Source organism: Saccharicrinis fermentans DSM 9555 = JCM 21142 (assembly GCF_000517085.1).
In the GTDB taxonomy this organism is placed as follows: Bacteria; Bacteroidota; Bacteroidia; order Bacteroidales; family Marinilabiliaceae; genus Saccharicrinis; species Saccharicrinis fermentans.
Window position 1 is genome coordinate 4,234,829 of sequence record NZ_KI912107.1, and the last position, 14,347, is coordinate 4,249,175.

Annotated in this window: 7 protein-coding genes; 3 read left to right on the forward strand and 4 right to left on the reverse strand. The window is 41.3% G+C overall.

The window, feature by feature from the left end; all coding sequences use genetic code 11:
• Window positions 1-156: 156 nt before the first annotated feature.
• On the reverse strand, window positions 157-4,551 hold the full coding sequence (gene dnaE / locus CYTFE_RS0117250) for a DNA polymerase III subunit alpha (protein ID WP_081736021.1): 4,395 nt from the start codon (window positions 4,549-4,551) through the stop codon (window positions 157-159).
• 236 nt (window positions 4,552-4,787) lie between these two features.
• On the opposite strand from dnaE, the gene CYTFE_RS0117255 reads away from it, so the two are divergent.
• Window positions 4,788-5,639, forward strand: coding sequence for an AraC family transcriptional regulator (locus CYTFE_RS0117255; RefSeq protein ID WP_027472822.1), 852 nt, complete (start codon window positions 4,788-4,790; stop codon window positions 5,637-5,639).
• Between the two features lie 24 nt (window positions 5,640-5,663).
• Here CYTFE_RS0117255 and CYTFE_RS0117260 read toward each other — a convergent pair whose 3' ends face one another.
• The 3 genes from CYTFE_RS0117260 to CYTFE_RS0117270 are packed head-to-tail and all read right to left on the reverse strand — an operon-like array spanning window position 5,664 to window position 8,462.
• A complete protein-coding gene (locus tag CYTFE_RS0117260) occupies window positions 5,664-6,908 on the reverse strand; it encodes an NAD(P)/FAD-dependent oxidoreductase (RefSeq protein WP_027472823.1) in 1,245 nt (414 codons plus the stop codon).
• A gap of 22 nt (window positions 6,909-6,930) precedes the next feature.
• Entirely contained in the window at window positions 6,931-7,251 is a 321-nt protein-coding gene (locus CYTFE_RS0117265; protein WP_027472824.1) for a 2Fe-2S iron-sulfur cluster-binding protein, read from the reverse strand.
• Window positions 7,252-7,301: 50 nt separating this feature from the next.
• Window positions 7,302-8,462, reverse strand: coding sequence for a cytochrome P450 (locus CYTFE_RS0117270; RefSeq protein ID WP_027472825.1), 1,161 nt, complete (start codon window positions 8,460-8,462; stop codon window positions 7,302-7,304).
• 485 nt (window positions 8,463-8,947) lie between these two features.
• On the opposite strand from CYTFE_RS0117270, the gene CYTFE_RS0117275 reads away from it, so the two are divergent.
• Window positions 8,948-11,962, forward strand: a complete 3,015-nt coding sequence (locus CYTFE_RS0117275; RefSeq protein WP_027472826.1) for a BamA/TamA family outer membrane protein — start codon at window positions 8,948-8,950, stop codon at window positions 11,960-11,962.
• A gap of 216 nt (window positions 11,963-12,178) precedes the next feature.
• Window positions 12,179-14,206 (forward strand): transketolase family protein, encoded by a 2,028-nt coding sequence (locus CYTFE_RS0117280; RefSeq protein WP_027472827.1) that lies wholly within the window; start codon window positions 12,179-12,181, stop codon window positions 14,204-14,206.
• Window positions 14,207-14,347 lie beyond the last annotated feature (141 nt).

Consider the following 14,347-nt stretch of genomic DNA (forward strand, 5'->3'; position numbering starts at 1 on the left):
GTTATTTACCAAGTTTAGCAGACATACAAAGTACTGCTTTTTTATGAGTCACAAAAATAAAAAATTATTTCACACCTCCACATTTTTCTCTCTGCGAGCATCTTACATTGGCTCTCTACAAAACAAGCGCAGAAGTCCAACGTAGCACCCTCATTACTAAGATAATGAAAATGATATTTCGGGATGGGAATCCAAATAATCCACTATTTCATCGCTCAGATTTATTTTTGTTGATCTGGAAAAAAACTGCGCATGTTGTGTTTGGTCTTCCTTATCATATATCGAAAAGCGAAGTGTCACATTTCCTTCGGTTTCCTTGGTAAGTTCAGCCAAATCGGTCACCAAAGCATCGTCCAGCGACTGCAAGGGGATCTGAATGTTAATACCCGATATTCGAGATTCACGAACCCCATCCAACATCTCAATTTTATTAACTTTCACCTCTAGCTCTCCATCCTTACTCCACTGTTTCTCCTGCACCTTTCCCTTAATAAGAATGTAATATCCCTCTACCATAAACTTGGCGAATTCAGGATAATCTCGTCCAAAAAAGGCAAACTCATACGATCCGGTATAATCATCCACTGTCATAATACCATATGGATTCCCTTTTTTGGTGGTACCGGAACGAGCCGCCGTCACAATTCCGCCCATAGTCACATCTCTACCTTTCATCTTTTCCAGGTCTTCCAAATCTTTAAATTTGGTTGTACAAAAATGATTTATCTCCAGCTTGTAAACATCCAGTGGGTGTGCAGAAAGGTAAATTCCGATCAGATCCTTTTCACGGGCTAGTTTCTCAAGTATGGAAAACTCTTCACAGACCGGTGCTACCGGCTTGGTAATGGCCGCATTGGCGCCAGCTGCACCAAAGAGAGAACTGGCCGCTGTGGCCTGATCATTTTGATACAAGTTACCATAACGGGCTAGGTTTTCCACAAAAGTGGTTTGTTCTCCGGGTAACGAAGCAAAATACTGCGCTCGATGTAAATCGGTGAAACCATCAAAACCACCTGCAGCGGCCAAGGCCTCCAGGTTCTTTTTATTGACTGTCTGCAGATTCACACGCTCCACAAAATCAAATATATCCTTAAAAGGTCCGCCCTCTTCACGTACCCTGATAATTTCTTCTACTGCACCAGCTCCCACACCTTTTACTCCTGCCATTCCAAAACGAATGGCTCCACTTTTATTTACGGTAAATTTACGGTAACTCTCATTCACATCAGGACCTAAAACCTCCATTCCCATCCGCTTACATTCCTCCATAAAGGTGGTAATCTTGCTAATGTCGGTAAGGTTACGACTCAAAACCCCGGCCATAAACTCTGCAGGATAGTGCGCTTTCAAATATCCCGACTGATAAGCCACAAAAGCGTAGCACACGGAGTGGGATTTATTAAAGGCATAACTGGCAAAAGCCTCCCAGTCTTTCCATATTTTTTCAATGAGATCTTCGGGCTTACTAATGGTTGTTTCTCCATTCTTACAAGGATTCACAAAGTCCTCACTCGCCAAACAGCCATCAATAAATTTAAGCTTCAGCTTATCCATCATGGCAATGACCTTCTTACCCATGGCCTTACGTAGCGAATCGGAGTCACCCCTTGTAAAGCCACCCAATGCTCTCGACTGGAGCATCACCTGCTCCTGATACACCGTAATACCATAGGTATCTTTTAGGTAGGGCTCCATCAAAGGATGGTCATATATGATTTTCTCTCGTCCATGCTTACGTTCAATAAATGAAGGAATATATTCCATAGGACCCGGACGATACAAGGCATTCATGGCCACCAAATCCTCGAAACGGTTTGGCTGCAATCCTCGCAAGTGCTTTTTCATGCCCGGAGACTCAAACTGAAATACGGCCGTTGTCTCACCCTTACCAAAGAGCTCAAAAGTCTTTTCATCATCTAAAGGAATATTTGCCAGATCAACATCGATTCCTTTGGACAGCTTGATATTACCCAACACTTCTTTAAATATGGACAAAGTCTTTAGTCCCAGAAAGTCCATTTTTAACAAACCGATATTCTCCACAAAACGTCCATCGTACTGCGTTGTGAGCAATTCTTCCCCTTTGGTAGGCATCACCGGCAGGTGCTCCACCAGAGGATTTTTACCAATCAGAACACCACAAGCGTGCACGCCTGTCTGTCTAACGGCTCCTTCCAATTGTTCCGCAAACTTCATTGTTTGAGCCACCAAAGGATCGGGCGACTCTTTCTCCAGCTCCAGCTCGGGAACTTCTTTAAAGGCCTTTTTAAAATTCATCTTAGGAGCTTCTGGCACCATCTTAGCCAGACGGTTTGCCTCCGACAAATCCAGGTTCAGCACCCTGGCCACATCTTTAATGGAACTTTTAGTAGCCATCGTACCAAAAGTACAAATATGGGCTACTTTATCTTTTCCATACCTTCCAGTTACATAATCCAACACCCTTTGCCTGCCATCATCATCAAAATCAATATCCACATCGGGCATGGAGATACGATCCGGATTTAAGAAACGCTCAAACAGCAGATCATACTTAATGGGATCCACATCCGTAATTTTAATACAATAGGCAACAGCGGCTCCGGCAGCAGAACCCCTTCCCGGTCCCACCAGAACGCCGTTATCCTTGGCCCAGTTAATAAAATCCTGCACAATCAGGAAATACCCTGGAAAACCCATGGTCTTGATCGTATTTAACTCAAAGACAATACGTTCCTTTTTTTCCTCCGTAAAATTATCGGGATATCTCAATTTAGCTCCCTCGTAGGTTAGATGTTCTAGATAATCAGCTTCCAGTTTAATCTGCACCACCTTCTCATATCCACCCAAACGCTTAAACGAATCTTCACCAAACTCTTCGATCAGTGCTGCCTCATCATATTTTTCACAATATCCTTCATAAGTTCCAAAATCCTCAGGAATATCAAACGGAGGCATAATAGGATCACTATTCAGCTCAAAGAACTCAACCTTGTCGGCTATTTCAATGGTATTATGAATCGCTTCCGGAATATCAGCAAAGAGCTTACTCATCTCTTCACAAGATTTAAACCACTCTTGCTTAGAATAGCGCATGCGTGTAGGATCGGTATAATCACGACCGGTACTTAAGCATACCAACATATCATGCGCCTCGGCGTCTTCTTCATTGGTAAAGTGACTGTCATTGGTCGCAACCACTTTCACCCCCAATTCTTTTCCCAATTTTATCAGCACACGGTTCACCTTGGCTTGATTTTGCCAGGTATCACGCCTTAAAATAGGATCATTATTAATATGGCGCATCAACTCCAGGTAATAATCATCTCCAAACACCCGCTTAAACCACCGAATGGTTTCCTTGGCTTTATCCAGGTTTCCCTGCATAATATGTTGAGCCACCTCTCCTCCCAGGCAAGCACTGGTAACAATAATACCCTCGCTATATTTTTCAAGCAGCTCCTTATCAATACGTGGTTTATAATAAAAACCATCGGTATGTGCAATGGAAGTGAGCTGCAATAGGTTTTGATAGCCTTTGTAGTTTTTAGCCAATAATATGATATGATGTCCTGAGGAATCTGTTTTGTCATCCTTACGCAGATGGCCGCGTTGAGCAACATAAGCTTCAACACCAAGAATTGGCTTTACATCGTTCTTTTTACATGCCTCATGAAACTCTTTCACACCAAACATACCTCCATGATCGGTAATAGCCACAGCAGGCTGACCATCTTCCTTGGCTTTAGCAGCGATGGCACCTGTTTTATTGGCTCCATCCAAAATAGAATATTGTGTGTGAACATGAAGATGAACAAAGGGCCATATCTCCGCATCTTTAGCGGCCTCGGTAATGATACGTTCCTCTTCCTCCAAGGGAATATCTTCAAAAACATCCACTTTAAAAGATTCGTACTTAATACCCACCAAAGCAATCTCACGGGGATTATTCTTCCTAAAAGCCTCCAGCTCAGCATCTGTCATTTGCAGCATCTGCAAAGGCAGTCCTCCTACCCGAATCAACTCCAAAAAACACCTGGAAGTAGCCTCCACATCGGCCGCAGCATTATGCGCTTCTTCAAAAGGAACTTTAAAAAGCTTTATATGTAACTCCGTAAGTGTTGGATTTTTAAGTTTCCCGCCCCGTGTTAAAGCACAAAACTCCTTACTACCCGTCATAGTATCAATCATGGGCGCATTCACCAAGGTCTGCTCATCCATCTCAGAGCGAATCAACTCACAACCAACAATATTAATATCGAAGTTCACATTATGACCAATGATAAATTTACTTTTTTCCACATCGGCCATGAAATCCTCCAACGCCTCTTTCAAAGGAATACCCTTTTCGTAGGCTATTTCAGTGGTGATACCATGCACTGCTACCACATCCTCAGGAATAGTATACCCATCAGGTGTAATCACATGGTTTTTGGCAAACAAGAAGTTACCCTCCACATCATGACATTGCCATGCCAACTGTACCATTCTGGGCCAGTTATCAGTATCGGTTATAGGTGCTTTCCAATTCTTAGGAAGTCCAGTAGTTTCAGTATCAAATATTAAAAACATTGTATATCAGCTCTTTATAGTCAAACAGTTCGCATTGAACTCAACTCACAAAGTTAGCTTTTTAAGCGAGAATGTCGAGAAATTTATGTTCCAGTTTTTATCCTGTGGCTATGTCAATGATACTCTTCATTCAACACTCGTTGAGATTGCATGATTTATAGCTATAAAGCTTAACCTTTTTATAACAAAACTGTTATATAATAGTATCATATTATTTAAAGATCAACCCTTGTTACATGAAAGCAATACTAGAAAACATAGCCATCGATCAAGAAGCCTTATTACTAGCCTACCAATACAGCCAAGATAATTTTGTTGATCCATTACATTTTCATCCCGAATACGAGTTGGTATATATCCTGGAGGGTTCCGGGACACGATATGTAGGCGATAAAATTGAGCCTTTTGAAAAGGGAGACTTGGTATTAATGTCTCCCAACATGGTTCATTGCTGGAAAAACGAGGTAGGTTCTTCTTCCAGGTGTCAATCACTGGTGATACAATGGAAACCGGTTTTGGTGGATGACAGACCTGAGTTATCAGACCTTTTTCCTCTATTACAAGACAGTCAACGAGGCTTAAAAATTCAAGCATCCCCCTCTATCATCGAGCTTATGGAAAAGATAATAAAAGAAAGAGGGCTTCATCAACATATTCTATTTTTACAGTTACTATATATTTTGAGCACCTATGCTCACAAACGTTTTATATGCAGCTCCATCAGAAGCCAAAAGATCACCACCACAACAAGCGACCGTTTAAACACCATTTTTAGCCATATAGAGTCTAATTATCAAAATAAGATTCACTTACAGACGTTGGCCAAACTTGTTGGTTTATCGGAATCAGCTTTCTCCCGATTCTTCAGCAAGGCCATGGGCAAGCCCTTTTTCTCTTTTCTGAATGAATACCGAATACAAAGAGTTTGTAAGCTTCTCCAAGAAAAGGACGTAACCGTATCGGAAGCCTGTTATTTAAGTGGTTTCGATAGCCTGCCCTTCTTTCATCGGCAGTTTAAAAAATACAAATCCATTACCCCCTATCATTATAAAAAAGAATACGGGCGCTCCTATGAATTCAACCATTAAGTACAGCTGATATTTATTTTATAGCTACTCCTTTAATAGGTTGGTAGGCTTTAAAGGAATACGACTATCCCCCAATTTATTTTTATCAACACCAATCTTCTGTCTGATAAATTTTGCTCCAATCATATAGGCTTTGGCATTATTAACCGCATCAACGGCCAATAATTGCTCTTTATGGAAATACCACACCGAAAAAGCATTTTCCTTTCCATCCTCATGTCTTACCACGAGATTATCGTAGCCTTCTGACAGTCCCACAATTTGAAGTTTCACATCGTATTGGTCAGACCAGAACCAGGGTAGCACATCGTATACCCCTTTATTTCCACACAGTGAAGCAGCAGCTATCTTTGCCTGATCATTGGCATTTTGTACAGACTCAAGCCGAATATACCTATCATAAAAAGGATTGTAATGGCGCGTACAATCACCAATGGCATAAATATTTTTACGACTCGTTTGCATGGATGAATTCACCCATATACCATTATCCACTTTGATTGCAGCTTGCTCTGCCAGCTCTGTATTTACCATAACACCCACCCCCACAACAATAATATCAGCCTGATAAGTAGAACCATCTTCACAAACTACCCGACACTTATCCTCCTGATCCACTGAGACGACATTTTTATTCAGTTTTATATCCACTTTGTGACGGGTATGTAAATGCATAAAAAAAGCAGACATCACAGGTGCAGTCACTCGTTCCAGAATGCGCTGTTCTCTTTCCAGCACTGTTACTCTAGCACCCATCGCACTCAATGAAGAAGCCGTTTCCAACCCGATATAACCACCACCAATAATCAGCACCTCCTTATCAGTACTATGACTTACCTCTCTCCTAATATTTTCTGCATCACTCTGGGTTCTTAAAACAAATACCTTTTCCACAGAATCAATTCCAGGAATAGGCGGAACAAAAGCCCTTGCCCCGGTAGCAAGCACTAAGTTATCAAACTCATAAACTGCCTGATTACTTAATACAATCTGATTATCAATAGGATCCAACGATACTACTTTGGATCCCAGATGAAGATGAATATTTTCTTTTTGGTACAAATGCAATGGCTTTAACACATGGTCATCCATATTGTCTTTACCCGTAAGTGCACCTTTTGACAATGGAGGACGAGAGTAAGGACATTTCGAATCCGCATCAAATAGCCTGATTTCACCTTTCCATCCTTCTTCCCTGAGAGCAAATGCGCAGCTGACTCCGGCCTGGCTGGCTCCTATGATTACACATTTTAAATTGGATGTATCCATTTTTCTGTGATTTAATTCCAATCTAAAAAGTACTTTTCTCTGCTACCTTAAGTACCAGTCCATCCAAGCCATCATGCAATTGCATTTGACAGCACAAACGACTATTTTCGTCGGCATGCTCATTCAACTCCAACAGATCTTGTTCATTGACACTTTGTTCTCCCGTTTTGTCAAAAGCACCATTCTGCACATGCACATGACATGTCGCACACGAGCAAACACCCCCGCACTCTCCATCAATGCCCTTAATACCATTCTGCTTAGCCAGCTGCATTACAGAGCCACTTTCTCCTTCAACAATTATGGTTTCATTGTCACGGGTAATAAAAGTTATTTTTGCCATCTTATATTCTACTTTAATTAATATAACGGTGCCCCAAGCACCACCATCACTTATTTTCTTTGGTTAAATTTTACATGAATCTTATGGAAGCCAACTTTGCGTTCAAGACCATCTAGGTTCTCAATATTATCCTCACAATCTAAAATCTCCATGGATTGAATTTTTTCCACCAGCAATCCAATAAATATCTTCATGATGGTTCTGGCATGGGTAGCACCCAGACAATTATGAGCCCCAAACCCAAATCCTACATGAGGATTCATTTTACGATCTAGAATTACCTCATTCGGCCTTTCAAATACTTTTTCATCACGATTGGCTGAGGCCCAGCACAACGAAGCCCGGGTATCTTTTTTTATGGCATGTTCACAAACGGTGGTATCGGCAGTAGCAACACGCCCCATATGGGTCAGTGGTGAAAAATAGCGCACCAACTCTTCAATAGCCATTTCAATAGTTTCCGGCTCATTACGTAGCTTCTCTATCGATTCAGGATGATCTGCCAGGTAAGCAATGGTATTGGTTAAGGTATTAATGACCGTATCTCTACCTCCAGCAAAGGTTAACATCAAAACACCTTTCACTTCATCATCGGTCAACTTCTTCCCATCCACCTCTGAACCGAGCAATACCGAAAACAAATCCTCTCCTGGATTCTTCTTCAACTCTTCCACTTTCATATCCAAATACTCGGCTAAGCCGCTGGCTTTATCACTATCCAGAGGATCTCCCTCACTACGAAAGACGTGCGTTCCCCAACCAATCCATAATTCGGCTTCTTCCTCGGGCATATTTAACAATACCGTAAGCGCTCTCGATTGCAGGGGTAAAGAAAAATCATGAACCACCTCAACAGTTCCTTTAGCAATGGCCTGGTCAATTTCTGATTCAATAATCGGCTTTAATTTCGCTTGGTATTCCTTTTCCAGAGGTCTTTTAAACCAAGGCTCTACCAGATTTCTAAATCCAGTATGTTCAGGGGGATCAAGTTCAAAAGGAATTTGTCGCAAGGTGCGTATGTGTACTTCCGATGGCACAACAATTCGTCCGGGTTTAGCCCCCGATTGAAATGTCTTCCAATCATGAGCAGACTTGCGTACATCTTTATGTCTCAATATCATACTCACTGAATCGTCCTGATCATCCATGTCACGATAGCCTGTTTGATTACGCGCATCTTCAAAGGGATCTGAAATCGTACTTTTTTTCATATGTTTATAATTTGTTTCTTAATGGTCATATGGAACTCGCCGTGATAATCATTCACCTGTGTGAGAGATCACTCTCATGGCTCGTTTCATATGTTCAAATTTATCTTTCAAAGGTCATATGGAACTCGCCGAAATTAATCATGCTCCTGTGTGTGAAACAATTCTAATGGCTCATTTCATATTTTAAATTACTTACATAAAAAACCTACCACCATAAAAAGACATGTTCAAAAATTGTCTCAACACATAGCTGCAAGCATTATGATTGATTTGGTATTCAAATGTAGTTAAAGATGCGTATATCTGTATTTACCTTTTTTAACAAATACATACCTTATTTTGTCAATATTTAATACCAATACTCACGTGAACCACCAATTAGAATCAAAAAAGATGAAAGCTTCTTCCTTTCAAAACAAACCTAGGCACTCATATTGCGTATAAGGCTTTCCGGTTGTACCTTAGTTGAACAAGTTAATTTTACCATGCCGAACAACAGTCTAAAATACATACTCTCATGGATAACTCTATGGTTACCATTCACGCTGGGTGCGCAATATTTTGGACAAAACAAACCACACTACAAGCAATTTAATTTTGAGTTATACAAAACACCTCACTTTGAAATTTACCATTATTTTCAGTCTGACAGCTTGGTAAAGTCTTTGGCCCAACAAAGCGAGAAATGGTATCACTACCACCAACAGATACTACAAGACACCTTTCATCTCAGAAACCCTCTACTTATTTACAGCAACCACGCTGATTTTCAACAGACCACAGCCATTAGTGGTCACATCAGTGTAGGAACCGGTGGGGTTACAGAAGGAATGAAACGCCGAGTTGTGATGCCGGTTAATTTTTCGGCACAACAAACCAACCATGTTTTAGGGCACGAAATGGTACATGCCTTTCAATATCACATGATTCAAGAGCAGGCCAATTTAGGTCTTTCAGCCATTCAAAATATACCCCTATGGATGATAGAAGGTATGGCAGAATACCTTTCCATCGGGAACACAGATAGCCACACCGCTTTATGGATGCGTGATGCCTTAATTCACAATACATTTCCAACATTAAAACAGATGACGGTGAATTACAACTATTCACCCTATCGTTACGGCCAGGCCTTTTGGAGCTATATTGCACACACCTATGGCGAACAATATATTAAACACCTCATGCTGGAAACCGCCAACAAAGGAGTAGAAAAAGCCATTTCAGATGTATTCATGCTGTCCATGGACTCCCTTTCGACCGCTTGGAAGAACAAACTTAAAAGTCATTTACTCAAAAACGTGAACGACTCCACCTTCTCAATTCATGGAGAACGAATAATATCACACAAAAACAGCGGCAACTATAATCTTGCACCCTCGGTGAGTCCCAATGGTGAAAAAATAGTCTATTTATCAGAAAGAGATCTATTTAGTCTTGACCTTTTTATAGCTGATGCACATAATGGTAAGCTGATAAAAAAGATATACACATCCACCTACAGCGATGAAATTGATGCCCTTAGTTTTCTAGAAACGGCAGGAACCTGGTCCAATGATAGTAGACACTTTGCTTACGTAGCATTCATTAAGGGTAAAAGTGCATTAGTAATATTCGATACACAAAGTGGTGACATATCGCAGACCATTTCTTTTGAGGATGTGGATGGGATTGCCTATCCGGCCTGGTCGCCACTCGGCGATAAAATTGTCTTTACCGGACTTAACAATGGGGTATCCGATTTATATGTATATGATATGCGGACAAAAAAACTACGTAATATCACCAACGATCCTGCATGTAATCTACAGGCAGTATGGAATCACACTGCAGACCGCTTATACTATGTTACAGACGCTCCTTCGCCCAGTGCAAATCAACATAGGCCTCAGCGATATAACTTGGCTTCTATTCATCTAAAAACGGGCCTTAAAAAAATTTATACCACATTCGATGGTGCACAAAATGTAAATCCTATAATAGATGAAAAGGACTCAAAAATCTATTTTCTATCAGATCGTGACGGTAAGCGCAATTTGTATGTACTCCATCTTCATTCAGGTTCTATCAAACAACTCACCCAATACCCTACGGGCATCACAGGGATGACCATGCTCTCCCCTGCCTTATCCATTTCAGGTAAAAATTTATATTATAACATGTTATGGGAAGGACGTTTCTCGATCCTTAAAACAAATTTAAGTCAGATAGAAAAAACAGCCATTGACGTAAACAACCATTACTATAATGATTACGCATGCCGATTGATGCCCTATTCAACACTTCCTTCGGAGGTTGACGCTAACCTAATGGTCAACAATATGATTCAACCCACTGATTCAGATAGCTTTTACAAGGATCATATGAAAGCCAAGTTCAAACTCGATTACATTGGCAACACAGGAGTAGGTGTGATGACTGGCAGGTTTGGTTCGGGCATGGCAGGCAGCATAGAGGCCCGATTTAGTGACATTCTAAGTGAGCATGTCATTTATAGCGGGATAAATATCAACGGAGAGATTTATGATTTCGGCGCTCAAGTTGCTTATGTTCAACAAAAACATCCTATTAAGTTAGGAATGAGTATATCACACATTCCTTATCGAACGGGTTATTATCGAAATGAAAGCGATGAAGAAAACGAGCTTTCCTATATCTTTCAGCGTACCTTTGTAGATCAGCTCACTCTATTTAGCTATTATCCCATCAACAAGGCACACCGCATCGAAGCAGGAATATCTGCAGCTCACTATAGCTACAGAACTGAGCGCATCGACAACCCTACCTCCTTTTACTCCACTAGCACACAAAAGAAACATCGCATTGATTCCCCCTCGCCTTTTGGAGTAGGTATTATTGACCTTGCGTATGTCATCGATAACTCAAAGTACGGATTGGCCTCTCCCATCGAAGGCAAAAGAATAAGACTCGCTTATGAAAGATATCTGCACGGCATTAATATAAATACCCTCTTGGTAGACTACCGTAAATACTTTAGGGCTAAACCCTACACTTTTGCCTTCCGTTTTTACCACTATGGAAGATATGGAAAAGAAAGTGACAGCGACAAGCTATTGGGTATTTACATTGGCTATCCATGGTATGTAAGAGGTTACGAGACTGGAAATTTCTATGGTAGTGAAGAAGAAGGCAAAATATCAACCAACCAACTGCTGGGATCCAAGGTAATGGTTTCTAACTTTGAGATGCGCATTCCCTTTACCGGCCCCGCTAAATACGCCTGGATCAGGTCTAACTTTCTATTTTCAGAGTTGGCCCTTTTCTACGATGCTGGTTTGGCTTGGGATAATGACTCAGAACTCGTCTGGAGTCTCACTACCACAAACGAAAACAAGAGAATACCAATCATGAGCACAGGTGCTGCAATAAGAATCAACTTACTGGGCTCTCTGATCATCGAACCATACTATGCCTTTCCATACCATCAAGGTAAAATACATAAGGCTAACTTTGGTATAAATATCCTTTCCGGATGGTAGTCCCTACAGTCATTACTCAGCATTACCCACCCACTATGGAGCAATAACAAAACGATCCACCTAAAATTGGGCTCTTAGCGGAATGAAAACACAAGATAGACAGTTATAAAATTTCTCAATCACAAAAAAAAATTAACTTTGTCACGATTTTCATTTCAAGGATCATAGGGGTAAAAACCGTAGATGGAAAGTTAAACCCATAATTATTATTTAAAGATGAGTAACGTAACTGTGAACAGAGCAGCAGACAACATTAGAGTTCTATCAGCTGCCATGGTAGAAAAAGCAAAATCAGGCCACCCTGGAGGTGCAATGGGCGGTGCCGATTTTATTAACATTCTTTTTTCTGAATACCTTAACTATGATCCTAATGACAGGAATTGGGTAAACCGAGACCGTTTCTATTTAGATCCGGGTCATATGTCGCCTATGTTATATGCCCAGTTGGCTTTAACCGGCGCATACACCATGGAAGAAATCGCTCATTTTCGTCAATGGGGAAGTCCCACTCCCGGACACCCAGAGGTGGATTTCTCTCGTGGTGTGGAAAACACTTCCGGCCCATTGGGACAAGGACATACTATGGCTGTAGGTGCAGCTATTACTGAAAAATTCTTAGTGGAGCGTTTCGGAAAATGGATGAGCCACAACATTTACACTTTTATTTCGGATGGTGGTATCCAAGAGGAAATATCTCAAGGAGCTGGCCGTATAGCAGGTTACCTTGGCTTAAATAACCTGGTGATGTTCTACGACTCCAACGACATCCAATTATCCACCAAAACGGATGCGGTAACAACCGAAGACACTGCTAAAAAATATGAGGCCTGGGGCTGGTCAGTAATGACAATCGATGGTAACGATGCCGATGAAATACGCAAAGCCATGGATGCTGCTCAAGCAGAAACCGAAAAACCATTCCTTATCATCGGAAAAACCATCATGGGTAAAGGCGCTGTTAAAGCAGACGGTTCTTCATTCGAAAGAATGGTTTCAACGCACGGACAGCCATTGTCTGCCGCTGGAGCCTCCTTTGATGACACCATTAAAAACTTAGGCGGAAACCCAGAAAATCCTTTCTTAGTTTTTGAGGATGTGGCAGCATACTACACTTCTGTGAATGAAAAAAAAGCAGCCTATGCAGCTGCAAAAAAAGCAGAACAGGCAGAGTGGGAAAAAGCCAATCCAGCATTAGCAGCCAAATTCGCTAAGTTCTTTTCCGGTGAAGCTCCCGAAGTAGACTTCAGTGCCATTGAGCAAAAGGCGGGAGCTGCTACAAGAGCTGCCTCTGCAACCGTACTGGGCGTATTTGCCGATCAAGTGGAGAATATGATTGTTTCTTCAGCCGACCTTGCTAACTCAGATAAAACAGATGGTTTCCTGAAGAAAACCAAAGCCTTTGAAAAAGGTGACTTCTCAGGTCAATTCTTACAATCGGGAGTAACCGAGTTAACCATGGCATCTATAGCAAATGGTATGGCACTTCACGGAGGAGTAATTCCGGTTGTGGGTACTTTCTTTGTGTTCTCTGATTACATGAAGCCGGCAGTACGAATTGCGGCATTGCAACAATTACCTGTTAAATATGTTTGGACACACGATGCCTTCCGCGTGGGAGAAGACGGTCCTACTCATCAGCCAATTGAGCAAGAAGCGCAAATACGTTTGATGGAGAAATTAAAAAATCACCATGGCAATAATTCAATGATGGTTCTTCGTCCTGCAGATGTGGAAGAATCAACTGTAGCATGGGAAATGGCATTGAATAACACGCAAACACCAACGGCACTAATCCTATCACGCCAGAACATCAAAAACTTGCCCGGAAGCAATTACCAACAAGCTCTCCAAGCCAAAAGAGGTGCTTACATTGTGGAAAAAGATGCTGACAAACCTGACGTGGTTTTACTGGCCAGCGGATCTGAAGTGGCAACACTGGTGGAAGGCGCCATTAAATTAAGAGCTGAAAAAGGATTGAAAATACAAATTGTTTCTGTCATCTCAGAAGGTGTATTCCGTAACCAAGACAAAGCTTATCAAACTGAAGTACTACCCAATGATGTGCCTCGCTTTGGTTTAACAGCTGGTTTACCCGTTACACTGGAAGGCCTAGTAGGTGCCAATGGCTCCGTTTGGGGATTAGACCATTTTGGTTATTCTGGCCCTTATACTGTGCTCGATGAGAAATTCGGCTTCACCGCTGAAAATGTTTTCAACAAAGTTGTTGAATTGTTGAGTAAATAATGAAAGTCCATCAATAACTTTCATTTAACATATATAAAGCAAACTGATGAAGATATTCTATCAATGGTGAATATCATATCAGATAATCATAAAAAGCAAGCTCAATAAGGGCTTGCTTTTTTTATGCTCATGACAAAATTC